The organism is Candidatus Blastococcus massiliensis AP3 (assembly GCF_000582785.1).
In the GTDB taxonomy this organism is placed as follows: domain Bacteria; phylum Actinomycetota; class Actinomycetes; order Mycobacteriales; family Geodermatophilaceae; genus Blastococcus; species Blastococcus massiliensis.
The window spans coordinates 336,523-359,926 of sequence record NZ_HG931175.1; the positions used below are offsets into that span (position 1 = coordinate 336,523).

A 23,404-nucleotide genomic window follows, 5' to 3' on the forward strand; every position below is an offset into this window, starting at 1 on the left:
CGGGTCGGTGCTACTGCTGGGCCGGCACGCGGTCGGCCAGCAGCTGCGAGCGACGGACCTTGCCGGCGTCGTCGCGCAGCGGCTCGCCGACCAGTTCGAAGGTGCGCGGCTGCTTGTAGCGGACGAGCCGCTCGGCGAGGTGCCGGCGCAGGTCGTCGAGGTCGATGGCGTCCAGGCCCGGGGCGGGCTGCACGATCGCGTGCACCACCTGCCCCAGGTCGTCGTCGGGAAGCCCGATGACCGCACTGGAGGCGACCTGGGGGTGCTCGTCGAGGGCGGCCTCCACCTCGGCCGGGTACACGTTCGACCCGCCGACGAGGATCATGTCGGTGCGCCGGTCGGCCAGGTAGAGGTAGCCGTCCTCGTCCATCCAGCCGACGTCGCCGAGCGACTCCCAGTTCCCGCGGGTCCGCGCCTCGGCGCCGATGTAGCGGTACGAGGGGCCCTGACCGGGAGCGCGCCGCAGGTAGACCTCGCCGACCGTGCCCGGCGGCACCTGCTCGCCGTCGGGGCCCAGGATCGTCATCTCGCCGTAGGCGACCTTGCCGACCGAGCCGCGGTGCTCGAGCCACTCGGCCCCGCTGATGATCGTGCCGGCCTGCGCCTCGGTGCCGGCGTAGAGCTCCATGAGGACCTCGGGACCGACCCAGTCGATCCAGACCTCCTTGAGCCAGGCCGGGCACGGGGCGGCCAGGTGGTAGACGGTCTCGAGAGAGGCGACGTCGTAGCGGGCGCGCACGTCGTCGGGCAGCCGCCAGATGCGGCTCATCATCGCCGGCACGAGGTAGAGCCAGGTGGCGCGGTGGCGCTCCACCAGCCGGAGCACCTCCTCGGCGTCGAACCGGGGCATCAGGACCAGCGCCGAGCCGTTGAGCAGCCCGGCCATGGCGCTGGTGAACGGCCCGTTGTGGTACATCGGGCCGGGCATGACCATGACGCCTCCGGGCCGGTGCCTCCACACCAGCGCACCGAACGGCTCGACGACGCCGGTCTGGCCGGACACGATCAGCTTCGGCCGGCCGGTGCTGCCCCCCGAGGTGGGCGCCTTGTAGGCCGGGGACACGACCGGCGGCAGCGGGGCGTCGTCGTCTGCCTCGGCCAGCAGCTCGTCGACGTCGGCGATCGGGCGGTCGAGCGGCAGCTCGCCGCGGGCGACGACCAGCGGCGGTGCGGCGAGCTCGACGACGCCCTGCAGCTCCAGCGGTGGCATCGCCGCGGACACCGGCTGCGGGACCGCCCCGGCCTTCCAGCAGGCGATGCAGGCCTCGACGAACTCGACGCTGTTGGGCAGCCCGATGGTCACCAGGTCGCCGAGGACGACGCCGCGGGCGAGCAGTGCCCGCGCCAGCCGGTTGGTGCGGCTGTCGAGCTCGGCCCAGGTGCGGGTGGTGCCCTCGCAGACGACGGCCGTCGCGTCGCCGTGCTCCCGCGCGAGCTCACCGATGCGCACACCGATCGGCACCGGCGGCGGGTCCTCGACGGGCCCGGCGCCGGGTGCGGTCTCGGTCATCGGCTGCCTCCCCGGGGAGGACGTCCGGTGTCGACCTTCCCCGGTTTCGGACTGTAACGCAGGCCTCATCCCGCCCGCGGACGGTCGGGGAGAAGGGACGCGGCTAGCCGACGAGGTGGTGCGGAACCGGCTCGGGCGCCTGGTCCTCGGAGCCGGCGCCCGACCGCGAGCGGGCCTCCAGCCACGACTGCCACTCGGCCGCGTCGATCTCGTCGTCGGAGAGCGACCGGGCCACCAGGAAGCCCACGCCGACGAGAACGGCGAGGACCAGCAGCACGACGAGGCCCACCCAGCCGTGCAGCGGCGGAACGGTGAGGCTGCCGGGCAGCGGCGAATCGGTGGGCATGTCGACAAGGGTGCGCGCCGGTGCGGGCGGCCGCAGGTCGTACGCCGTCGTCGTCACCCGCTCGGGCGAGGCGCCCGGTCCGGCGGCCGGGAGGGCGCGGCACAGCCGCCCTCCCCGAACGGGTGAGCCACCCACCGTGATCGCAGGACTACAGGCTTTCGCCGCCGTAGCGTTCCTTCTCGTGTCGGAACTCGAGGGGAAGGCGGGTGGGATGGGCGTCGAGCCGCATGTCGACGGCGAGGGCGCTCTCGTCCTGAGCGGGGACCGGACCGCGTCGTCCCCGGACGCCCCGGCCCGCAGGCGCCCGAACGTCTCGGGTGACCTGCCCACGGTCTTCGAGACCGCGCCGATGTTCCGCCGGACCCTCGCCGGCTACGACCGCTTCCAGGTCGACTCCTACGTCCAGTGGGCCGAGGAGGAGCTGGCCACCGCCGACCGCGAGCGCGAGCACCTCACCGGCCGGTACCTCCGGACCGTGGCCGAGCTGGCCGAGGCCCGCGAGCTGCTGTCGCACTCGTCCTCGGGTGCCGAGCTCCTGCAGCTCTCCCGCCGCCTCGGGACCCTGCTGGCCACCGCCGCCGACGAGGCCGACGGCATGCTGGCCGATGCCGACGGCGACCGGCGCACCGCCGCCGCGCAGGTCGAGCAGGCGGCCGCCGAGGCGCAGCTGATGGCGGAACGGGCCGCGGCCCAGGCGGAGCTCACCACCGCGGCGGCCGCATCCGAGGCGGCCGGCCTGCTCGCCGAGGCGCGCCGCTTCGTCGAGGAGGCCGAGGCGACCCGCACGCAGGCCCACGCGGAGGCCGAGGAGGGTCACGCGCGGATCCTGGACCTGGAGCAGCGCGCCCAGGAGCAGGCCGAGCAGGTCCGGTCCCGGGCAGCCTCCGAGGCGACCGCCGCGCGCCTGCAGGGCCGAGCCGAGGTGCTGGCGATGCTGACCACCGCCCGTGCGGAACGGCAGCGCGCGGACGCCGAGGCGGCCCGGATCCGGGAAGCCCAGGACGAGGCCGCCGCCGCGCGCCGGTCCTTCCTGCTCGCCGACGTCGCTGCCCTCGAGGACCGCCGCAACGCCCTGCGCGCCGAGATCGACGGCCTGGCCCGGCAGCTCACCGGCGCGACGGTCGACGCACCGGGTCTCCGCCTCCACGCGGTGCTCGCGTGGCTGGGCTGGCCGCCCCGGTCGGCGCCGGTCAGGAACCCGGTGTCCCTCCCGAAGCGGTGACGGCGGCGATGACCGCGGCGTAGGCGCCGTCGGCCGCCGTCCGCAGCTCGTCGTCCGTCCGGTCCTGGACCGGGTGCGGCACCAGCACGAACGGGGCGGGGAACCCGAGCGCGGTGCCCTGCATCCGGGCGGCGTCGGCGAACACCTCGCTGGCGAGGAAGACACCCACCACGCCCCGGCGCTCCAGGTCTGCGATGTCATGCACACTGCACGACGTGCAGGAGCCCTAATCGGCGAGCGCCTCGATGACCACCTCGCACTGCTCGGCGATCTCGTGCCGCAGGTCGACCGGCGCGGTCCGCGCGAACGTGGGCTTGCGGTACCGGCGCACGACCGCGCCGTCGGCGGCGAGCAGCTCCTCCAGCCGGTCCAGCACGACGTTGCCGCGGGGCTTGCTGATGTCGAGCAGCCCCACGGTGCGACCGCGCAGGGATGCGGGGCGCGGCAGGAGCTCCCGCGTCGTCGTCCGCTGCTCGCCGGTCGGGTCCAGGACGGTTCTCATGCGCGTACCTCTCTGGTCACCGGGACGCTCCCGGTCGCACCGGACACCCAGCCGCCGATGATGGCGCTGAACAGGCCGGCGTCGCCGCCGGCGTGCGCGACGAGCAGACCGCCGGGCCGGAACTTGGGCAGCTCGATGCCGGCGAGCCGCTCGGCGATCCCCTCGGAGATGCCGCCGACGCCCTGCAGGAGATCGTCGGACGGCAGGGTGAGCAGGGCCTCCAACTCGGCCACCAGGCGGGCTCGGTCCCACCCGGCCTCGCGGAACACCCGACCGTGCTCCGGGGAGACCACCAGGACGGCGTCGAAGGCCATCGGCAGCTTCGGGTGCCCGTTCACGCGCAGGCAGGCCGCGAACGACCGCGCCAGCGATTCCGGGGTCCGGCTGAGCTGGTCGACGACGGGCTGCACGCCCGCACCGGCGAAGAGGGTGACGGCGTCGCCGGAGACGCCGCGGTCGGCCGCGAGCGGGGCGAACGGGCTGCCCTCCTCGCGCTCGGCGAAGCAGAAGGTGAACTTGCCGGGGTTGCCGAGGGTGGCCCGGTCGATCTCGCCGGGCCGGCCACCGCCGACGTTGCGGACGACGAGCTGCAGTGCGCGGCCGATGGTCGCGTTGGCGCGGTTGCCCTGGCCGAGGGCGTTGACGCCGCTGTTCATGCCGATGCGCCGGGCGATGGGGCCGTTGACCACGACGACCGGGCCGGAGAAGTACGTCGTCGCCAGGAGGCCGTGCAGGGCGAACTCGTCGGTGCAGGCGGCCTCGAGCGCGGCCAGCACGACCGGCAGGTGCTCGGGCAGGCAGCCGGCCATGACCGCGTTGACGGCGACCTTCTCGACCGTGCACTCGACCAGGTCCGGCGGGACGACCGCGACGACCTCCTGCGGATCGCGGGTGGTACCGCGCAGCATCCGCAGCACCCGCTCGGGGGTCGGTGGGACGACGGGCAACCCGTCGGTCCAGCCGCGGTCGTGCATCGCCTCGTGCTCGTCCTCGAGGTCGGCGAGCTCCACCCGGCGGCTGCCCAGACCGCTGCCGCCGTAGCGCGCCTCCAGTGCGTCGACGCGGAACGGGTCGACCGACAGCGAGCCGCAGCCGGGCCGGTGCTCGGGCAGGTCGGCGCCGAGCCCGGTGCGGCCGGTCAGCTCCTCCCACTGCTCGCGGCTCCAGCCGACCACGCGCGCCGTCTCCTCGCCCCGGTCGACGCGCATCAGGGTCGGGACGGTCTCGATGCCGAGCCGGTAGGAGACCTCGAGTTCGGTGTCGTCGTGGTCGAACCAGGTGGCGTCGTCCTGGCACCACACCGCGGCACCGAGCTCGCGCAGCACCGGCTCGACGAGGACGCACGTGGGGCAGTCCCGTTTGACGACGGCGACGAGACCGTCAGGGAGCTGCATGGGCGGACCGTAACGCACGCGCACCCCACGCGAGCCGGTCGCGTCGTCCGGGAGCTGCTCCCGCGACATCCGATGCCAAGCCGCGTCAAGGCCCGCTGAACATCTGTGGACAAGCTTCTGACCTGGGCATTCATGGCGCGGACTACGCCTCGCGGCGATAGGATTCGTACATGTGTTCGACCGACTGTGCGACCCCGCTGGAGTGCCTCAGTGGTGCTCTGCAGGCGCTGGCCGGTCAGGACCTCAAACCGCTGTTCGGCCCGGCGGTGCTCGACCGGACGAACGTGCTGCTGCGGGCGCGGAACCTGCTCGGCTCCGAAGTGGGCCGCACCGTCCGCGAGGGTGAGCTGACCCAGGCGTCCGAGCACGACGGCAAGGCATCGATGAGCGGCTGGCTGCGCGGGCACCACCGCCTGCCTTCTGGTGTCGCCAGCCAGCTGGTGCGCAACGGGCGGGCGCTGGAGCAGTTGCCCGCCTTGGCGGCGGCTGCTGCGGCCGGCGGTGTGCCGCCGGAGGCGGTGTCGGTGATCGCCCCGGTCGCGGCACCCGAGAACGTGGCGGCGGCTGAGGCGCAGGGCGTGGAGCTGGCCGGGATCGACGCCGCACTGACCACGGTCGCCATCAGTCGGTCGCACGCGGAGCTGCGGCAGGTGGTCGCTCACTACCTGGCCCGCCTCGACCCCGATGGTCCCGAACCCGACCCGACCGAGTCGCGCAGCCTCACGATCGGCCGCGACGGCGCGGGCATGGTCGTCGGGCGGTTCGTGCTCGACGCGGTCGGTGGGGAGAAGCTGCAGTCTGCGATCGAGTCGATCCTGCAGGCCACCCGCCCCGCCGGTGACCTGCGCACCCGCGCCCAGCAGGCCGGCGACGCCCTGGTCCAACTCTGCGACAACGCACTGGCGTCCGGGAACCTGCCGATCCTGCGCGGGCACAAGCCGCACGTGGTGGTGCGCCTCGATCTGGACGACCTCGTCGACCCGCACCCCGGCGCGGGTGCCGCCCGTACCGGGTTCGGCGGCATCATCTCCGCCGCCCGCGCCCGCTGGCTGGCCTGCGACGGCAACGTCAGTCGCGTGGTGTTCGGCCCCGACGGGCACCGCCTCGACCTCGGCCGCAGCCACCGCGTCGTGCCCCCGGCCTTGCGCAGGGCCGTGGAGCTGCGGGACGAGCACTGCGTGTTCGCCGGCTGCGACGCCCCGTCCTATTGGTGCGACGTCCACCATCTGCTGCACTGGATCGACGGCGGAGAGACCGAACTCCAGAATTCAGGGCTGTTGTGCGAACGGCACCACGCCAAGGTCCACCACGGCTTCCAGATCGTGCGAGACACCGCCGGCCGATGGCACACCTACCGGCCCGACGGCACCGAGATCCACACGTTCGAACCCTTCCTCGTCCCCGCCTGACCACACCCCAGCGCTTGTGCGGCCACGTCTCCCCGGCGTCGCCGCGCAGCGGCATGCCCTCGGTCGTCCGGGGTCTGGGAGAGTTCTGTCGTGGCCTTGGTGGGGACGTACGAGCCCAGCACGGTGCCGTGGGTGCGCGAAGAGGTCGAGCACCTCGAGCAGACGGGGCAGGGCCTGCGCGGCCGCGCCGTCGTCCTGCTCACCACCGTCGGAGCGCGCAGCGGACTGCTGCGGAAGACGCCGCTGATGCGGGTCACGCACGCCGGCGTCTATGCCGCCGTCGCCTCGACCAGGGGCGGGGACGCGCACCCGCACTGGTACGCCAACGCCCTCGCCCATCCCGCCGTCGAGCTACGGGATGGCGACCAGGTGCTCGACCTGATCGCCCGGGAGGCGACCGGCGCGGAGCGCGGGCGGTGGTGGTCACGGGCCTGCACGGTGTTCCCGTCGTACGTCGAGTACCAGCGGAGAACCAGCCGTCGTATTCCGCTGCTGCTGCTGGAACCGCCTCGAGGGGCCTAGGACTCAGCTGCGTCCGGCCGCGTTTCCCTGCGGCGGATGCTTGGCGAGCAGCGCCCACACGCGCTTCCTGTCCTCGTCCACCTCGACACCGTGCGCGGACGTGAGGTCGGCGATGACGTACAGGCCGTACCCACCCTGGCCGGCGGGGCGGTCGACGGCCGGCGTGGGGAGGGCGTCCCGAGCCGAATCCGTGACCACGACCACCCAGTGATCACCGGCTTCCCGAAAATCAAGGCTGGCCGGAGTGGCTCCGTGGCGCAGCGCGTTCGATGCCATCTCGTCGATGACCAGGATCGACCGCTCCACAACGTCGTCGACGACGTCCCCGGCCACCACACCATCGGCCAGCAGCGACGTGGTCAGGAACTGCCGAGCGGCACGGCGGACGGATCCGAGCTGGCGGAGGGACGTCAGCTCGAGGACCGCCGCTGGGACGAGATCGGGAACGGGGCTCACGCGTCGCCAGGAGGCCCGGACCTCCTCGACCGGGTCACCCGGCTCCACCGTGGCCGACCGTGGCCGCACCGCCAGCATGGCGACGTCGTCCTCCCCCGCACGTGGGACCATGACCTCCAGGATCGCGTCGCAGAGCGTCTCGAGATCCTCAGAGGCATGCTGCTCGACGGTGGCCAGCAACCTCCGCAGCCCCTCGTCGAGATCCTCCCCGCGCCGCTCGACCAGGCCGTCGGTGTAGAAGAGCAGGGTCGAACCGGCCGGCAGCGCGGTCGCCTCGCTGGCCCGCCGCGCCTGCGCATCGACGCCCAGCAGGAGGTCGGCCCTCCCGGTGGGCGGCTCGAGCGCCCGGGCCCGACCGGACGCCTCCAGCAGCACCGGCGGCGGGTGCCCGGCATTCGACCACTGCATCCGAACGCCGCCCGGGTCGTCACCTGCGGTGGGAAGGGAGAGCTGAGCCAGGACGGCGGTGGCCATGGTGTTCAGCTCCAGCCCTCCGATCGCCTCGTCCACCGATGACAACAACCGGCTCGGCACGTCACCGGAGTTGAAGCAGATGCCGCGCACCAGCCCGCGGAGCTGACCCATGGCTGCCGCGGCCCGGGTGTCGTGTCCCACCACGTCACCGATGACGAGGACGAGATCCCCGCTGCGCTGACGGAAGGCGTCGTACCAGTCACCGCCGACCTGGGCCTGCTGGCCGGCAGCGACGTAGCGGACGGCGATGTCGGCGAACTCGACCACCGGCGGGTCCGTGAGCAGACTCTGCTGCAGTTCCGTGGCCAGGTGGCGCTGTCGGGAGTAGAGCCGTGCGTTGTCCAGCGCGATGCCCGCCCGCCGGCCGATCTCGACGGCGAGCTCCAGGTCCGATGCGCCGAAGGGGGCGCTGGCCGGGCCCTGCGCCAGGAGCAGGGAACCCAGCAGACCCGTCCGGCCCGGGACGGGCACGGCGATCAGACTGCGCGCGCCCAGCTGCCGCACGAGTGAGCGCAGTTCCTCGTCGGGGACCTGCGCCGTCAGCTCCTCGGCATCGAGCTCGCGGACTAGAACCGATTCGCCGCCGGCCGCACGCCGGCTGGGCTCGGTGCTCACACCTGTGCTGGACTTCAGACGCGCCGCCTCGCCGGCCACCGTGGCGAGCGCGGGATCTCGGTGGCGGATCAGGACGTCGCCATGCTGGTCGCGCTCGTTCCGCAGGTGGATGCCGACCCAGTCCGCGAATGCCGGGACCAGCGCGCCGGCCAGCCGGGACTGGGACTCCACGAGATCGAGGGACACCATGAGCGACTGCGTGACCTGCCCCAGCAGGTCGACGTGGGCGGCCAACCGGTCGCGTTCCCGCTCGGCCAGCCGCTGATCGGTGACGTCGACGGCGAGCAGCAGCACGACCGGGCGGCCCAGGTCGGTCTGGCTGCCCACGGCGCTGAGCTCGACCTCCACCCGGTCACCGATCCGGAGGCGCAGCGGAGGGCGGACGGCGACGGCAGGAACGCCTGGGCCGGTTGCCGGCCGGGCGGAGCTCACCATCGACAGTGCGCCGGGGATGACGTCGTCCACCGGCTGCCCACTCATCGCCGGCAGGAGTCCGAACAGGTTCTCCGCACGGCGGTTCCATCCGAGGACCTCGCCGGTGCCGCTCGCGACGAGGACCGCCAGCGGCGCGTGCTCCAGGAGCGCGCCCACCGCGGTGACCGGCGACGGCGCAGGCGTTGCTCCTCCGCCGGCCCCGGAGACGACGGCCGCGAGGACGGCGCTGTGCCGGCGCCGCCCGACGCTCTCCGACCGCAGCTGCTGCAGCCGGGGCAGTACGTCGTCGTCGTCGACCCCGGCCACCAGCAGCTCCAAGGGCACCCCTGGGGCGAAGGACGCCTGTCGCCGGACGGCGACGGGGTCCGTTGCGAGAACCGCGACTCCCGCCTCCGGCCACCGACGGTGCGCCCGCTGGACCCCCACCACGGCGGACGTCGCCAGCGACCCGATGACGACGAGGTCCACCGGCCCGCCCGCCGGGTCCGCCGGATCGACCAGCTCGGCCGACCGCATCCGCTCCGACCCCGCCAGCCCCGACAGCAGGGCGACCTCCACGGCCGAGACGTCGACGAGGATGCAGCGGCCCGGACCTCCCGAACCGGTCAATCGCCCAGCAACGGCAGCCCCAGCGCCGCCCGCCCCGTCCAGGTGCGCAGGATGTCCGTGGTCGGACTCATCACGTCGGCTGCCCGGGCATCGCGCAGGTGCCGTTCCAGGGGTGAGCGGTCCCGGTAGCCGATGCCGCCCACGAGCGTCATGGCCTCGTTGGTCACCTCTACCGCGCACCTGGCCACCTCAGCCTTGGCCGCAGTGAGGCCCAGGAGAGCCTTCGGCCCACCGGCGTCGCCCTCCTCGGCGGCCCAGTAGACGAGCCTGCGGGTCCGCTCGACCTGGGCCCAGAGCTCTCCGAGGCGGTGCTGGAGGATCGGCTCGGTCGAGAGCCTGCGGCCCGTGTGCGCCTGCGCCCGACGGCTCAGGTGCGCCGTCGCCTCGTCCAGCGAGGCCTGCGCGACCCCGAGATAGCTCCCGGCCATAGCCATCAGGAAGTAGGGCGCGACGACCTCGAACACGTACCAGATCTGGTCGCCCTCGGCGCCCAGCAGGTGGTCCGGGCCGACGCGGACATCCTGGAGCAGCGCCCTCCTCGAGGAGTTGCCGCGCATGCCGATGCCGTTCCAGCCGTCGGTCCAGGTCAAGCCCTGCGCGTGCCCCGGGACGAGCACGCAGGAGAACTCACCGACGGGCCCGTCCGGGTCGGCCGCCACCGTGCTGACGACGTAGGAGTCGGCGTGCGAGCCGTTGGTCACGAACGATTTCTCGCCGTCGATCCGCATGCCGGCCCCGGCCTGCGACATCCGGGTCTGCGGCAGCCAGAACGCCGCGCCGGTTCCCGGCTCGGACAGCGCCAGGGTGGTGAGGTGCTCTCCCGCCACGATGGCGTCGAGGAACTCCGTGCGCTGCCGTTCGGTCGGCTTGGCGGCGATCACCGCGGTGCCCACCGAGTGCATGCCGAAGCACAACGCGGTCGAGGCGCACACCCGGCCGAGAGCCTCGCCGACCGCCGCGACGCCGCTCAGGCCGAGCCCCGCCCCACCCACGGACCGCGGGGCCGCCAGGCCGCCCAGCCCGGCTTCCTGCAGGGCGCGCAGCGCCTCGGCCGGCCAAACGCCGGAGTCGGTGCGGTCGACCAGCGGTCGCGCGACGGTCTCGGCGACGTCCGCGGCGCGCACCGCCGCCTCCGCGACACTGACGGGGGGCCTGGTCACGAGGGAGCAGCCTAGGCGAGCGCCGGGAACGACGTGGTGTACGCGCGACGGGACCTCGCGCGCAGCTCGGCTCAGGCGGGCGTGACCTCGTAGGTGTGCCCGGCGGCCCGCAGCCGCTCCACGAGAACCTCGCCGAGCGCCGTCGCCGGCGTGAGAGAACCGGCGCGGTCGGGCAACCGGTCGCCGTCCAGGGCCAGCGCGAGCGCGGCCTCCCCCAGCATCACCGCGGTCGCCGCGTAACCCGGGTCGCCCTTCCCGGCGGCGGTCGCCTTGTACCGGCGGCCGCTCTCGGTCGACGCCTCGACGTCCATCCGGAACCAGCCCTTCTGCCGGACCTCCTCGCTGGGGCCGGTGCCCGGCGCCGGCAGCACCCGGTCGAGCAGCGTCCGCGTGGGCGCGAAGCTCATCGCCGCCAGCGCCCCGGCCAGTCCACCGGTCACCCCGGCGGCGGTCAGCGCACCCGCCGGGCCGCGGCCGACGCCCATGACCTCGCCGTAGCTCATCTCCCGCCCGTAGGCCCAGTCCTGCAGCGCGTTGCTCCGCCGGACGATCCGGGTGTTGAAGGACGCCATCACGAAGGGCGCCGCCCACCGCCCGTCCGGGAGGCGCGCGGGCGGGCCGGCGTCGCGGGGCTGGCGGGTCTCGGGCTCGGCGGCGCGGTCGGGGCTCAACGCGAACGGGTGGCCGGCGACCTTCCGCAGGGACGGGTCCTTCCCCATGGCCTCGACCTGCGCCCGCATGGAGTCGATCGTGCCGCCGCTGAAGCCGCCCTTGAGGGTCGCCACCAGCCGGACGTCGCGCAGCCCGCCGGCCCCGTCCTCGGCCGCGCGCGCGGCCAGGAGCATCGTGGCCAGATCCGAGGGGATGGAGTCGTACCCGCAGGCGTGCACGATCCGCGCCCCGGTCCCGCGCGCGACCTCGTCGACGCGGTCGATGGCGTCCCGGACGAACAGGACCTCCCCGGTCAGGTCGGCGTAGTGGGTGCCGGCCGCGGCGCACGCCTCGACCAGGGGCATGCCGTACCGCGCGTACGGGCCCACGGTGGTGACGACGACGCGGGTGCCCTGCGCCAGCGCCGCCATCGACGCCGGGTCGGACGCGTCGGCCTCGATCAGCGGCCACCCGGCGGCCGCCGGGGGAAGCGCGGCACGGGCCTCCTCCAGCCGGGCACGCGACCGCCCGGCCAGGGCGATGCGGAGGCCCGACGGGGCGTGCTCGGCGAGGTAGGCGGCGAGCAGCTTCCCGACGAAGCCGGTCGCCCCGAAGACGACGAGGTCGGAGTCGCGTGCGCTGGCGATCATGCACGCATGCTTACCGGGCCGGGTGCCGTCCGCGCACGCCGGGCGTCATCCGGCTGTCGGTACCGGCTGCCACGATGGCCGGGTGCTGCTCGCCGACGTCGTCGCCGCGTCCGCCCAGGTCGCCGCCAGCCGCTCGCGCTCGGCGAAGGCCGCCACCATCGCCGACCTGCTGCGCCGGGCCCAGGTCGACGAGGTCGAGCCGGTCACCGCCTGGCTCTCGGGCGAGACGGGGCAGGGCCGGCTCGGGGTCGGCTGGCGCACCCTGGCGTCCCGGATGGGTCCGGTCGCCGAGCGACCGTCGCTGACCGTGGCCGCGGTGGTCTCTACGTTCACCGAGCTGGCGACGACGTCGGGCGCGGGCTCCGCGGCCCGTCGGGACGACGTCCTGAACGGTCTGCTCGCAGCCGCCACCGCGGAGGAGAAACGGTTCCTGGTCAGCCTGCTCACCGGCGAGCTGCGGCAGGGCGCGCTGGAAGGGGTCGTGCTGGACGCGGTCGCGACGGCCGCCGACGTCCCCGCCGCGACGGTGCGCCGCGCCTTCATGCTCTCCGGCCGCCTGCCGGAGACCGCCGCCACCGCGCTCACCGGCGGCAGTGCCGCCCTCGACACGGTGCGGCTGGAGGTCGGACGGCCCGTCCGGCCCATGCTCGCCAGCCCGGGCTCCTCGCTCGACGCCGCCCTGGCCGACCTCGGCGCCGACGTGACCGTGGAGTTCAAGCTCGACGGCGCCCGCGTCCAGGTGCACAAGGACGGCGAGGACGTCCGGGTGTGGACGCGCACGCTGCGCGAGATCACCGACGGGGTGCCCGAACTGGTCGCCCGGGTGCGGGCGCTCCCCTGCCGCACGGCCGTGCTCGACGGCGAGACGCTCGCGCTGGACGACGACGGCCGGCCGCGCGCCTTCCAGGACACGATGAGCCGCTTCGGCAGCGAGAGCGGCGACGAGAGCGTGCTGCTCAGCCCCTTCTTCTTCGACCTGTTGCACCTCGACGGCCTCGACCTGCTCGACGAGCCGCTGCGCGTGCGCCTGGACGCCCTGGCCGGGCTGCTCGCCGCGCCCGAGCACGCGGCGCTGCGGATGCCCGGGGTCCGATCCCCCACCCCGGAGCAGGCCGCGGCCGTGCTCGACGACGCGCTGTCCGGCGGCCACGAGGGCGTCGTCGTCAAGGCACTCGACGCCCCGTACGCCGCGGGCCGGCGCGGCAAGGCGTGGCAGAAGGTCAAGCCGGTGCACACGCTTGATCTCGTCGTCCTCGGCGCGGAGTGGGGGTACGGCCGGCGCACCGGATCGCTGTCCAACATCCACCTCGGCGCCCGCGACCCCGACGGCGGCGAGCCGGTGATGGTCGGCAAGACGTTCAAGGGCATGACCGACGAGCTGCTGGCCTGGCAGACGCGCACGTTCCCGGACCTGGCCCGCGAGAATCCCCCGTGGGGTGTGCTGCTGCGGCCCGAGCTCGTCGTGGAGATCGCGGTGGACGGCGCACAGCGCAGCACCCGCTATCCCGGCGGCGTCGCCCTGCGGTTCGCCCGCGTGCTGCGCTACCGACCCGACAAGACCGCCGCCGAGGCCGACACCCTCCATGCCGTCCGTACCTTGCTGGCGCCGTGAGATCGCACGTGGTCGCGACGAGGACCAGCTACGACGCCATCGCCGAGAGCTACGCCGAGGTGTTCCGGTCCGAGCTCGACGAGGCGCCACTGGACCGGGCGCTGCTGGCCGGGTTCGCGGAGACGGTGCTGCGCGATCACCCGGATGCCGAGGTCCTCGAGGTCGGCAGCGGTCCGGGCACGGTCACCGCCTACCTCCACTCGCTGGGACTCGACGTGAGCGGCATCGACGTCTCCCCGGGCATGGTGGAGGTCGCGCGCCGCGCTCATCCCGCGGTCGGCTTCGAGGTGGGCGACATGGCTGCCCTCGCCCGTCCGGCTGCCGGACTCTCCGGCCTGGTCGCCTGGTACTCGTTCATCCACGTGCCCGGCGCCCAGCGGCAGGACGTGCTCGGCGAGTTCTACCGGGTGCTCCGGCCGGGCGGCCACCTGCTGCTCGCCTTCCAGGTCGGCGACGGCACCCTGCACCTGGCCGAGGCCTTCGGCTCCGATATCTCGCTGGACTTCTACCGTCTGCAGCCGGATGCCGTCGCCGGGCTGCTGGGCCGTGCCGGGTTCGAGCTGACCGCCCGGCTGGTGAAGGCGCCCGAGACCACCAGCGCCGCGAGCCGGATCCCGCAGGGGTTCCTCATGGCCCGGAAGCCGGGCTGAGGCCTGGCAGGAACCTCACCAGCCGCGCATGTCGACCGGCCAGCAGTCCACGACCTCGTCGCCCTCGACGACCCACATCCGCTCGTGCAGCGCGCAGGTCGGGTCGACGTGGGCGGGCTCGAAGCGCACCCGGTCGCCGAGGGCGGGCAGCGGGCCGCCCTCCTCCGGAGCGAAGATCGTGTGCTCGTCCGAGCAGTACCAGACCGCTGCGTCCCGCAGGGTCGGGTTGCCGTGGTCCATGCCGAAGGCCTTGAGGCCGGCGTCGGCCACGGCGTAGCCCTGGCCCGCGTTCACCGAGATCACGGCCGCGAGGACCGTCAGCGCCTGCTCGAACGGGACGTCGTCCTGCCCCGCGTACGCGGTGTCCATGAGCGCGTAGGAGCCGGCCTGCAGCTCGGTGACGACCGTGTTGGTCCGCCAGGTGCCGGTCCCGCCCCCGGACAGGATGTCGCCGCCCACGTCGGCGTGCGCCTGCTGCAGCAGGCCCATCGCCTTGGCCGTCCGCCGCGCCCGCTCGACGGGATCGGCCACCAGCATCAGGTGGCCCTCGTAGCCCATGACACCGCGCACCTCGAGCCCCGCGGCGCGGGCGGCGTCGGCCAGCCGGCCGGCGTCCTCCGGCGCGCACCCGCACCGCGGCAGGCCGACGTTCACGTCGATCAGCACCTCGCGGACGCCGCCGTCGACGGCTGCCCGGAGCACCGCGTCCGAGTCGACCGCGACCGTCACCCGGGTACCGGAGTCGACCAGCGCCCCGAGCCGGCGCATGTCGAGGACCTCGTTGGCCAGCAGCAGGTCCTCACCCAGCCCCGCCTCGGCCATCACCTCGACCTCGCGGATCGTCGCGCAGGTGAAGCCCAGGTGCCCCAGCCCCGCCTGGAGCCGCGCCAGTCCGCTCGTCTTGTGCGCTTTGACGTGCGGCCGGAGCCGGCGCCCGGGCCAGACGGCGGCCATGGCTGCCAGGTTCCGCTCGAGCGCTCCCCTGTCGACGACGAGGGCGGGTGTCGGGAGCTCGCTGAGTCGCATCACGCCCCGAAAACTAGAGCGCCGGGACGTCGGTGGACATCCCACCCGCGGCGGACACCCACGGAGCGCAGCGGATGAACCACTCGGTGGAGAGCATCGCGACGCGAGCGTCCTGCGGCAGCGAGGCGACGAGTCCGGGCACGGCTCCCCGCTCCACCTCGCTCCGGTGCGCCAGCACCGCGGCGATCTTCTGCTCCACCCACGGGCTCACGTCGAGGCGGTCGGTGACCTGCTCGTCCGGCACGCTGTAGACGGCCCGCTGGGCACCGATGAGGCCGGTCAACCGCGCCGCGACGGACCGCGGGTGGGTGGCCAGGTAGAGAGCCCGCGGCTGCCAGGGCGCGCCCGCCTCCGGGTAGAGCTGCTCGAGACCGGCGGCCTGGGCGGCGAGCATCGTGACCCGGTAGGTGTGGACGTGGTCCGCGTGGCCGGTCACACCGCCGTAGGCGTCGTGGGTGACGACGACGTCCGGACGGAAGTCGCGGATGTGCGTGACCAGCCGTCGCACGGCCTCGTCGAGGGGTGCGTCGCAGAAGCGCGGGCTCCCCGGGGCGGATTCCGGCACCTTCTGGTCGGCGTAGCCGAGCATGCGCGGCGGCTCGCCGACGCCCAGGTTGCGCAGCGCCTCGGCCAGCTCCCGTGCGCGCACGGAGTCCTCGGCCCACGTGGAGGTGACCACGGCGGTCCGCGCACCGGCAGCGGCCTGACGGGCGAGCAGCCCGCCGGCCGACAGCGATTCGTCGTCGGGATGCGCGAAGACGGCGAGCACGCTCGACTCAGCCAAGCCGCAGCGCCGCACCGATGAAGGCGACGACGTCGGCGAGGACCTCGTCGGAGTTGGTCTCGTTGACGATCTCGTGCTGCGCACCGGGATAGATCTTCTCGGCGTACAGCTTCCCGGCGGAGTGGTCCCCGCGGAGCTGCTCCACGCCGGGCCGCGTGCCGGCGAGCGGAACGAGCCGGTCGCCCTCGCCGTGCGCCCACATCAGCGGCAGCGACCCGAGGGACGGACCCGCCTCGATCGCCGCCAGCCCGCGGACGATGGCCTCGATGGTCGGCCGCTTGAACGGGCCGTGCCAGACCAGCGGATCCGCCTCGTAGGCCGCCCCGACGGACGGGTCGCGGGACAGCGTCGTGCTGTCCAGCGGGGTGTCGGGCAGCTCCGGCAGCGACAGCAGCAGCGGGCCCGCCGCCCAGTTCCCGACGAGCGGGCCGGACAGCACCAGCGCGGCCAGCGAGTCGCCGTACCGCTGGGCGTACCGGGCGGCGATCAGGCCGCCCATCGAGTGCCCGATCAGCACGACCGGCAGGTCCGGGTGCTGCTCGCGGGCCTGCTCGTCGACGGCGTGCAGGTCGTCGACGACCCGCTCGAAGTCGGTGACGACGACGCGGTCGCCGTCGCTCTGGCCGTGGCCGACGTGGTCGACGGCGTGCACGACGGCCCCGGCCTCGACCAGGGCGGCGGCCACGTGCCCGTACCGCCCGGCGTGCTCGCCGTACCCGTGCGCCAGCAGGACCACGTGCGTGGGCGCCCCGGCGCCCTCCCACGTCCGGCAGGCCAGCCGGCCCGCGTGGCCGTCGAGCCCCCACTCCCGCTCGGCGGTCACGAGAGCGCCGCCACGCGCGGGGCGACCTCGGTGCCCAGCAGCTCGATGCCGCGCAGCAGGTCGGTGTGGGCCAGCCGGGGGTTGGTCATCTGCAGCGAGATCCGGTCGACGCCGCCCAGCTGCCCGGCGATGCGCACCAGCTTCTCCGCCACCGTGTCCGGGTCACCCATGAAGAACGCGCCGTTCGGGCCGCTGGTCGCGTCGAACTGCGCCCGGCTCGGCGGCGAGAACCCGCGTTCGCGGGACACCTTCTCGAACATCTCGTGCCACCCCGGGTAGATGGTGTCCGCCGCTGCCTGCGTGCTGTCCGCGACGAAGCCGAACACGTGCAGCCCCACCTGCAGCTTCTCGGGCGGGTGACCGGCCTGGGCACCCGCCCGCCGGTAGAGGTCGACCAGCGGCGCGAACTGGCGCGGCTCCCCGCCGATGATCGCCACCATCAGCGGCAGCCCCAGGAGCCCGGCCCGGACGAACGACTCCGGCGTCCCGCCCACCCCGACCCAGATCGGCAGCGGGTCCTGCAGCGGCCGCGGGTAGACACCCTGGCCGGTGAGCGGCGGGCGGTGCCGGCCCGACCACGTGACGTTCTCGGATTCCCGGATCCGCAGCAGCAGGTCGAGCTTCTCGGCGAACAGCTCGTCGTAGTCGGCGAGGCTCAGCCCGAACAGCGGGAACGCCTCGGTGAACGAGCCCCGGCCGACGACGAGGTCGATCCGGCCCTTCGAGATCAGGTCCAGCGTGGCGAACTGCTGGAACACCCGGACCGGGTCGGCGGCGCTGAGCACCGCCACCGCGCTGCCCAGCCGGATGCGGGAGGTCCGCGCGGCCGCGGCGGCCAGGATCACCGGCGGCGCGGAGTCGTAGTACTCGCTGCGGTGGTGCTCGCCGATGCCGAAGGAGTAGAGGCCGACCCGGTCGGCGAGCTCGATCTCCTCGAGCAGGTGCTCCATCCGCTCCTCGGGCCCCACCAGGCGGTCCGTGGCGGGATCGGTCACCGCCGCCACGAAGCTGTCGATGCCCAGGTGCATGCCGGCCAGTCAAGCAGGCGGACGGCGGAGTCGCTGCGCGTGCGCGGACGCCCCGGACGAGGATGGAGCCGTGGCGGCAGCGCGGGCGGGCGGGTCCGGGTCGGCGCACGCCGGAGGCGGCCGACCGGTCCGCGGGCACGACGCGCACGCCCCGCACCGGATCCCCCCGCGCGGCTGGCTCCAGGTGCTCGAGCGCGCGGCGCGGCACGTCCTCGACGACCGGCTCATGGCGCTGGCCGCCGCCGTCTCGTTCTTCGCCATCCTCTCCATCGCCCCGTTGCTGGTGACGGCGCTGTCGGTCTACGGCGCCGTCAACACCCCCGACCAGGCGCTGGACCAGCTCTCGTCGGTCGCCGAGGTGCTCCCGCCCGAACTCGAGCCACTGGTCGCCGAGCAGCTGACGACGATCACGACCGCCTCCGCTCAGGTGCTCACCTGGCGGGGCCTCAGCGGTCTGGCCGCCGCGCTGGTCACCGCCACGACCGCCGCGACCTACCTGATCGACGCGCTGACGCTCGCCTACTCCGAGACCGAGACCCGCAGCTTCCGACGCCGGACGGGGCTCGCGGTCACCTTCGTGCTCGCCGGCGCCCTGGTCCTCGGCGCGGTCATCGCCGGCACCGGCGCCCTCTCCCGCCGGCTCGACCGCCTGCCCGATCCCCTCCAGCCACTCGCTCCGGCCGTGCTCTGGCTGACGCTCGCGGTGCTGCTGGCCCTGGTGCTCTCCATGCTCTACCGCTTCGCCCCCGATCGGCAGCGCGCCCGCTGGCGGTGGATCAGCGTCGGCGCGGCGTTCGCCACCGTGCTGTGGCTGGTGACGTCGCTGGCCCTGTTCGCCTACGTGCAGAGCCTCGGCTCCTACGAGACCACCTACGGTTCGCTCGGCGGCGTCGCCATCAGCATGTTCTGGCTCTGGCTCAGCGTCTTCCTGGTGATCGTCGGCGCCGCGGTGAACGCCGAGAGCGAGCGGCAGACCGCCCGCGACTCGACGGTCGGCCCGGAGCGCCCGCCGGGCGAGCGGGGCGCCGTCGTCGCCGACAGCGTTCCGCCGCACGGGGACGACGAGCCCTGACGCCACCCGGATCGGCAGCGGGTCGGGCAGCGGTCAGGGGACGAGGGGCTGGGCCAGCACCGCCGCCGCCGCGGCGCGGTCGCCGGTCACGGTCAGCCGTTCGTCGTCCACGCGCATCCGCCGCCAGACCAGCAGCGCCAGGGCCGGCTCCGATCCGGTGATCTCGGCGACCGGGTCGGGCCCGAGCACCCAGCTGCCCGAGGGCGCGGTGAGCCGCACGCCGCGGTCCAGCGGCGCCATGCGACCCAGCGCCACCTGCCGCGGCTGCAGGACGTCGACGACCTCGGCCACGCAGTCCGCCGCGACGGCGGGGTCGGCCGTTGCCTCGCGCCCCAGGGCCGCGGTGAGGTCCAGCCGGTGGATCAGCGTCTCGTGCACCTGGCGCCGGGTCCACCAGGCGGCGGTGCCCGGACCGGTGAGGGTGACGCAGGGACGCGCCGGGTCGGCCAGCGCCGCCCGGAGTTCGGCCGCCGCCGCGCCGTAGTCGGCAGCCGAGGTCGACCGGAACACCGGCCGGACGTCGGGGAGCGCCTCCGTGTCGTCCGTCCCGACCGCGAGCGCGGCCCAGCGGTGCACGGTGGCGAGGTGCCGCACCAGCACCTCCGCGGTCCAGGTACCGCACGCGGGCACCGGCAGGTCCCCGGGGGCGTCGGAGGCCAGGCTCGCGAAGGCTTCCTGCTCGCGAGCCAGGGCGGCGGTGTGGTCGACGTCGGCGGGCACGGATCCGGCTCGGCGGCTCAGGCCTGACCGGAGGGCTCGTCCGCCCGCAGGTGCTCGTCGAAGAACCGCAGGATCCGCGCCCAGGCGTCCTCGGCCGAGGGCTGGTGGTAGGCGAAGCCGGACACCGTCTCCAGCACGCTGAACGGGCCCAGGTTGTGCCGGTTCAGGAAGGAGTGACCGGCGTCCGGGTACTCCTTCACGTCGTGCTCGACCCCGAGCCGGGTGAGCACGCCCTCCAGCTGGTCGGCCGCACCCCGGAACATCCGGTCCCGCTTCCCGTAGCTGGCCACGACGGGGCAGGCCCCTTCGAGCACCTGCTCGGCGTTCTTCGGGACAGCGGCGTAGTTCGCCCCCGCCGCGTCGAAGCCGCGGGTGGCGGCCAGCAGCGCGAACCCGCCGCCCATGCAGAAGCCGAGGACGCCGACCCGCCCGGTGCTGTCGGGGCGGTCGGCGAGCCAGCGACGGGCCGCCTCGAGGTCGCCGAAGGCCGCGCCCTGCCCCTGGAGCATCGCGCGGAACGTCGAGCGCAGGCAGCGCAGCACCCCGCCGGCGGTGAACAGGTCCGGCGCCACGGCGAGGTAACCGGCCGCGGCCAGGCGGTCGGCCTGCTGCCGGGTGTCGTCGTTGAGCCCCAGCGCCTCGTGCACGACGACGACGGCCGGCCACGGTCCCCTCCCCGTGGGCGGGACGGCGAGGTAGGCCCGCAGCTCCGGGGCGCTCTCGGCGCCGGGGATCACGATCTCGGGCACGGGGTCCCCTGACGTCGGAGGGATGGGGCGGGATCAGCTGCCCGGGCGGAAGGGGTTCTTGCCCGCCCGGAACAGGGTCTCCTGGGTGAAGCTGGCGGCCAGCGTGCCGCCCGCGGTGAAGATGGCACCGGTGTACCAGCCGCGTCCACCCGAGACCGTGCCCGGCTCCATGTCCATGAGCACCCACTCGTCCAGCGGCGCGTGCCGGTGGAACCAGACGGCGTGGTCGAGCGTCGGGCCCGGGCTCGCCTCGTCCTGCGGCATGTTGGCCAGCCCGGTGCCGATGTCGGAGAGGTAGGTGAGCGCGCAGGCGTGCACGAGGTGGTCGTCGGGCAGCGGCACCGTCGTCCGCGCCCAGAACCGGGTCGGCAGCCGCCAGCCGGGGTCGGCCTGCCCGGGACGGCGGCTCTCCATGGTGAACAACCGCGGCATGCCGTGGCTCTCCAGCCCGTCCGGACCCTCGACGTCGGGCATCTCCTGGACCGGGAAGTCGGGTCCCGCGCCACCGGCGTGGAAGGAGGCGGCCATGCTGAAGATGACCTCGCCGCCCTGCACCGCCACCACCCGCCGTGCGGAGAACGAGCCGCCGTCGCGGTCCCGCTCGACGCGGAAGATCGTCGGCCGGGCGGCGTCCCCGCTGCGGAGGAAGTAGCCGTGCAGCGAGTGCGGCAGCCGGCCCTCCCCCACCGTCAGACCGGCGGCGAGCAGCGCCTGCGCGGCGACCTGCCCGCCGTAGAGCGGGAACGGGTCGGCGAAGACCAGCGTGCTCCGGTACAGGTCCCGGTCGATCTCCTCGAGATCCAGGACGTCGAGCACCGTCGGCCCGGGGCCGCCTCCGTCGCCCTCGTGCTGCACTGCGTTCCCCTCGGTCGGTGAGATGACATGCGGGACCTTACGGAGTCCCGAGAAGCGGCTGACGCGGCCGACCACGGACCGTTGAACCCGGAAGACCCGGAACCGCGCTGGTCCTGGGTCTCCCGGGTTCAGCGGTCGACGCGTCAGCTCGCGGCGAGACCGTTGAGGCGCTCCACGGCGTCGACGAACTCCTCGACCATCTCGAGCACCACCCGGCGGGCCGGCCGGACGCTGCTCATGCTGGCGCTGCCCACGATCTGGCCCACGAAGTAGGTGGCCAGGTCGTTCGCCGGCGTCCCCGGCTTGTCGGCGACGCGGTTGATGCGGGCCAGCGCCTCGCCGACCAGCATCGGCTGCAGCGGCATCGGCAGCGTGCCGGGACCGTCGGTGGACTCCCACTCCTCGGTCCACGGGCTGCGCAGCATGCGGGCCGGCTTTCCGGTCATCGAGCGGGAGCGCACGGTGTCGCCGAGCCCGGCGCGGAGGAACTTCTCCTTGACCGCCGGGTTGGTCTCGGCCTCCTCGGTGGTCAGCCACACCGAGCCGCACCACACGCCGTCGGCACCCAGCGCCATGCCGGCGGCGAGCTGCCGGCCGCGGCCGATCCCGCCGGCGGCCAGCACCGGCAGCGGGCCCACGGCGTCGACGACCTCGGGCACCAGCACCATCGTGGCGATCTGCCCGGTGTGCCCGCCGGCCTCGGTGCCCTGCGCGACGACGAGGTCGGCGCCGGCGGCCTTGTGCCGGATCGCGTGCTCGACCGAGCCGGCCAGCGCCGCGACGGGGATGCCGGCGCCGTGGGCCCGCTCGATGAAGTGCGGCGGCGGCGGGCCGAGCGCCGAGGCGACGAGCTTGGTCTCGTGGGCGAACAGCACGTCCAGCAGCGGCGCCATGCTCTTCGGGTCCACCCGCATGCCGCCGACGCCGGAGCTGCGGCCACCGGAGGGCGCGTCGGCGGGCAGCGGCGGGATGCCGTACCGGTCGAGCATTCCGTCGAGCCACTGGCGGTGCTCGGCGGGCAGCAGCTCGCCCAGGGCCTCGCGGTCGAGGCCGCCGGCCTCGGCGCCGGCGAACTTCCCCGGCACGAGCAGGTCGACGCCGTAGGGCCGGCCCTTGACCTCCTGCTCGATCCAGGCGAGGTCGATGTCGAGCTGCTCGGGGGTGTGGGCGACGGCGCCGAGGACGCCGAGCCCCCCGGCGTTGGTGACCGCGGCGACGACGTCGCGGCAGTGGCTGAAGGCGAAGATCGGGACGTCGATCCCGACGAGGTCGGTGGCGGCTGTGCGCACGGGAGTGCCTCTCTCAGTGGTGGGGCCCGGTGAGGGACGTGGGGGTGGTCGGAGGGTCAGGAGCGGCCGCCGGGCGGTGGGCCGTCGGTCGCCCCGCCCGCGAAGGCCTGGGCCTTCACCATCCAGTCGCGGGCGGCGGCACCCTGCGTCTCGAGCGCGGTGTCGTCGACGTGGCGGCGCTGGGTGACCACGAGGCAGAAGTCGAGCGCCGGTCCGCGCACGGACTCCGGTGCGTCGGCCTCGCCCCACCGCCAGCTCTCACCGGACGGCGAGGTCAGCTCCAGCCGGACGGCGGCCTCCGGCTGTTCCTCCCGCCGGACGGCGTAGGTCCACTTCCGCGTGATGAACCCGATCTGGCAGATGTGCCGGAGCCGGTCCGTCGGCTCCCGGGTGGCGCCGACGGCGTCGACGACGTCCTGGCCGTGCGCCCAGGTCTCCATGAGCCGCGCGGTGAGGAACGACCTGCCGCTCATCGACGGGCCGTACCAGGGCACCCGCCGGCCGGGCTCGATGCTCTGCGCCACCTCGAGCAGGTGCTGCCGGTTCGCCCGCCACGCCGCCAGCAGCTCCGCCGGAGCGAGGTGGCGGTGCAGGGTGACGCCGTCCATGTCCTCCAGCAGCGGGCCGATGGAGTCCGCGAACGCCGCCTCGTCGGTGATCGCGGTCGCGGCGGCGCCGTCGAAGTAGGTCAGGTGGCCGATCTGATCGGCCACCGTCCACCCGGGGCTCGGGGTGGGCGTGGCCCACTGCTCCCCGGTGAGCCCGGCGACGACGGCGTCCAGCGCCTCGTGCTCGGCCGCCAGGTCCGCGGCGGTCCCGGAGATCTCGCTCATCGCTCCTC

At 74.3% G+C, this 23,404-nt stretch carries 21 protein-coding genes and 1 pseudogene; 6 read left to right on the forward strand and 16 right to left on the reverse strand.

Features of this window, described 5'->3' with window-relative positions; all coding sequences use genetic code 11:
* Window positions 1–10 precede the first annotated feature (10 nt).
* Both BN344_RS15785 and BN344_RS15790 read right to left on the reverse strand, forming a co-directional pair.
* The gene (locus BN344_RS15785; protein WP_051516017.1) at window positions 11–1,510 is read right to left on the reverse strand and encodes an AMP-binding protein; all 1,500 of its coding nucleotides are present in this window, start codon (window positions 1,508–1,510) and stop codon (window positions 11–13) included.
* Between the two features lie 103 nt (window positions 1,511–1,613).
* A complete protein-coding gene (locus BN344_RS15790; protein WP_155858917.1) occupies window positions 1,614–1,856 on the reverse strand; it encodes a hypothetical protein in 243 nt (80 codons plus the stop codon).
* A gap of 181 nt (window positions 1,857–2,037) precedes the next feature.
* Here BN344_RS15790 and BN344_RS15795 point away from each other — a divergent pair, with 181 nt between their 5' ends.
* Window positions 2,038–3,078 (forward strand): coiled-coil domain-containing protein, encoded by a 1,041-nt coding sequence (locus tag BN344_RS15795; protein ID WP_040339519.1) that lies wholly within the window; start codon window positions 2,038–2,040, stop codon window positions 3,076–3,078.
* Here the strand turns inward: BN344_RS15795 and BN344_RS21130 are convergent.
* Window positions 3,047–3,580 (reverse strand): annotated as a pseudogene (locus BN344_RS21130) (UGSC family (seleno)protein). The gene BN344_RS15795 and the pseudogene BN344_RS21130 sit on opposite strands and share 32 nt — an antisense overlap.
* On the reverse strand, window positions 3,577–4,974 hold the full coding sequence (locus BN344_RS15810) for a thioredoxin family protein (protein ID WP_040340004.1): 1,398 nt from the start codon (window positions 4,972–4,974) through the stop codon (window positions 3,577–3,579). The pseudogene BN344_RS21130 and the gene BN344_RS15810 overlap by 4 nt, the downstream one beginning before the upstream one ends.
* 170 nt (window positions 4,975–5,144) lie before the next feature.
* On the opposite strand from BN344_RS15810, the gene BN344_RS15815 reads away from it, so the two are divergent.
* On the forward strand, window positions 5,145–6,383 hold the full coding sequence (locus BN344_RS15815; protein ID WP_051516018.1) for an HNH endonuclease signature motif containing protein: 1,239 nt from the start codon (window positions 5,145–5,147) through the stop codon (window positions 6,381–6,383).
* 90 nt (window positions 6,384–6,473) lie between these two features.
* Window positions 6,474–6,905 carry a nitroreductase family deazaflavin-dependent oxidoreductase gene (locus tag BN344_RS15820; RefSeq protein WP_040339522.1) on the forward strand — a complete coding sequence of 144 codons (432 nt, stop codon included), beginning with the start codon at window positions 6,474–6,476 and terminating at the stop codon, window positions 6,903–6,905.
* A gap of 3 nt (window positions 6,906–6,908) precedes the next feature.
* Here BN344_RS15820 and BN344_RS19200 read toward each other — a convergent pair whose 3' ends face one another.
* The 3 genes from BN344_RS19200 to BN344_RS15835 all read right to left on the reverse strand — a co-directional run bounded on the left by BN344_RS19200 (window position 6,909) and on the right by BN344_RS15835 (window position 11,955).
* Entirely contained in the window at window positions 6,909–9,494 is a 2,586-nt protein-coding gene (locus BN344_RS19200; protein WP_051516019.1) for a SpoIIE family protein phosphatase, read from the reverse strand.
* A complete protein-coding gene (locus BN344_RS15830) occupies window positions 9,491–10,654 on the reverse strand; it encodes an acyl-CoA dehydrogenase family protein (protein ID WP_040339523.1) in 1,164 nt (387 codons plus the stop codon). The genes BN344_RS19200 and BN344_RS15830 overlap by 4 nt, the downstream gene beginning before the upstream one ends.
* Window positions 10,655–10,725: 71 nt before the next feature.
* Window positions 10,726–11,955, reverse strand: a complete 1,230-nt coding sequence (locus BN344_RS15835; protein WP_040339524.1) for a saccharopine dehydrogenase family protein — start codon at window positions 11,953–11,955, stop codon at window positions 10,726–10,728.
* An 82-nt stretch (window positions 11,956–12,037) separates the two neighbouring features.
* Between BN344_RS15835 and BN344_RS15840 the strand changes: the two genes are divergently transcribed.
* Window positions 12,038–13,567 carry an ATP-dependent DNA ligase gene (locus BN344_RS15840; protein WP_040339525.1) on the forward strand — a complete coding sequence of 510 codons (1,530 nt, stop codon included), beginning with the start codon at window positions 12,038–12,040 and terminating at the stop codon, window positions 13,565–13,567.
* Complete coding sequence (locus BN344_RS15845) at window positions 13,564–14,217, forward strand: class I SAM-dependent DNA methyltransferase (RefSeq protein ID WP_040339526.1); 654 nt, start codon at window positions 13,564–13,566, stop codon at window positions 14,215–14,217. The genes BN344_RS15840 and BN344_RS15845 overlap by 4 nt, the downstream gene beginning before the upstream one ends.
* 15 nt (window positions 14,218–14,232) lie before the next feature.
* Here BN344_RS15845 and BN344_RS15850 read toward each other — a convergent pair whose 3' ends face one another.
* From BN344_RS15850 to BN344_RS15865, 4 genes are read right to left on the reverse strand one after another with little or no spacing between them, the layout of a single operon-like run.
* On the reverse strand, window positions 14,233–15,243 hold the full coding sequence (locus BN344_RS15850) for an alanine racemase (RefSeq protein ID WP_040340007.1): 1,011 nt from the start codon (window positions 15,241–15,243) through the stop codon (window positions 14,233–14,235).
* A gap of 13 nt (window positions 15,244–15,256) precedes the next feature.
* The gene (locus BN344_RS15855; protein WP_040340008.1) at window positions 15,257–16,027 is read right to left on the reverse strand and encodes a PIG-L deacetylase family protein; all 771 of its coding nucleotides are present in this window, start codon (window positions 16,025–16,027) and stop codon (window positions 15,257–15,259) included.
* Window positions 16,020–16,850 carry an alpha/beta hydrolase gene (locus BN344_RS15860; protein WP_040339527.1) on the reverse strand — a complete coding sequence of 277 codons (831 nt, stop codon included), beginning with the start codon at window positions 16,848–16,850 and terminating at the stop codon, window positions 16,020–16,022. The genes BN344_RS15855 and BN344_RS15860 overlap by 8 nt, the downstream gene beginning before the upstream one ends.
* Complete coding sequence (locus tag BN344_RS15865) at window positions 16,847–17,878, reverse strand: LLM class flavin-dependent oxidoreductase (protein ID WP_040339528.1); 1,032 nt, start codon at window positions 17,876–17,878, stop codon at window positions 16,847–16,849. The genes BN344_RS15860 and BN344_RS15865 overlap by 4 nt, the downstream gene beginning before the upstream one ends.
* A 70-nt stretch (window positions 17,879–17,948) precedes the next feature.
* On the opposite strand from BN344_RS15865, the gene BN344_RS15870 reads away from it, so the two are divergent.
* The gene (locus BN344_RS15870) at window positions 17,949–18,950 is read left to right on the forward strand and encodes a YihY/virulence factor BrkB family protein (RefSeq protein ID WP_051516020.1); all 1,002 of its coding nucleotides are present in this window, start codon (window positions 17,949–17,951) and stop codon (window positions 18,948–18,950) included.
* A 33-nt stretch (window positions 18,951–18,983) separates the two neighbouring features.
* Here BN344_RS15870 and BN344_RS15875 read toward each other — a convergent pair whose 3' ends face one another.
* The 5 genes from BN344_RS15875 to BN344_RS15895 form a co-directional block, all read right to left on the reverse strand.
* Window positions 18,984–19,670 (reverse strand): maleylpyruvate isomerase family mycothiol-dependent enzyme, encoded by a 687-nt coding sequence (locus BN344_RS15875; protein ID WP_040339529.1) that lies wholly within the window; start codon window positions 19,668–19,670, stop codon window positions 18,984–18,986.
* Window positions 19,671–19,687: 17 nt separating this feature from the next.
* Window positions 19,688–20,419 carry a dienelactone hydrolase family protein gene (locus tag BN344_RS15880; protein WP_081788692.1) on the reverse strand — a complete coding sequence of 244 codons (732 nt, stop codon included), beginning with the start codon at window positions 20,417–20,419 and terminating at the stop codon, window positions 19,688–19,690.
* A 33-nt stretch (window positions 20,420–20,452) separates the two neighbouring features.
* Window positions 20,453–21,274: an acyl-CoA thioesterase gene (locus tag BN344_RS15885; RefSeq protein ID WP_040339530.1), complete on the reverse strand. Its 822-nt coding sequence runs from the start codon at window positions 21,272–21,274 to the stop codon at window positions 20,453–20,455.
* Between the two features lie 143 nt (window positions 21,275–21,417).
* Window positions 21,418–22,563: an NAD(P)H-dependent flavin oxidoreductase gene (locus BN344_RS15890; protein ID WP_040339531.1), complete on the reverse strand. Its 1,146-nt coding sequence runs from the start codon at window positions 22,561–22,563 to the stop codon at window positions 21,418–21,420.
* 56 nt (window positions 22,564–22,619) lie between these two features.
* Window positions 22,620–23,396, reverse strand: coding sequence for a TIGR03084 family metal-binding protein (locus tag BN344_RS15895; protein ID WP_040339532.1), 777 nt, complete (start codon window positions 23,394–23,396; stop codon window positions 22,620–22,622).
* Between the last annotated feature and the right edge of the window lie 8 nt (window positions 23,397–23,404).

Excerpts from the sequence above, each read along its gene's own strand:
- BN344_RS15835 (WP_040339524.1), bottom strand. The coding sequence starts at position 11,955 with ATGATCGCCAGCGCACGCGACTCCGACCTCGTCGTCTTCGGGGCGACC.
- BN344_RS15895 (WP_040339532.1), bottom strand. The coding sequence starts at position 23,396 with ATGAGCGAGATCTCCGGGACCGCCGCGGACCTGGCGGCCGAGCACGAG.
- BN344_RS15850 (WP_040340007.1), bottom strand. The coding sequence starts at position 15,243 with ATGCGACTCAGCGAGCTCCCGACACCCGCCCTCGTCGTCGACAGGGGA.
- BN344_RS15790 (WP_155858917.1), bottom strand. The coding sequence starts at position 1,856 with ATGCCCACCGATTCGCCGCTGCCCGGCAGCCTCACCGTTCCGCCGCTG.
- BN344_RS15785 (WP_051516017.1), bottom strand. The coding sequence starts at position 1,510 with ATGACCGAGACCGCACCCGGCGCCGGGCCCGTCGAGGACCCGCCGCCG.
- BN344_RS15810 (WP_040340004.1), bottom strand. The coding sequence starts at position 4,974 with ATGCAGCTCCCTGACGGTCTCGTCGCCGTCGTCAAACGGGACTGCCCC.
- BN344_RS15815 (WP_051516018.1), top strand. The coding sequence starts at position 5,145 with ATGTGTTCGACCGACTGTGCGACCCCGCTGGAGTGCCTCAGTGGTGCT.
- BN344_RS15865 (WP_040339528.1), bottom strand. The coding sequence starts at position 17,878 with ATGCACCTGGGCATCGACAGCTTCGTGGCGGCGGTGACCGATCCCGCC.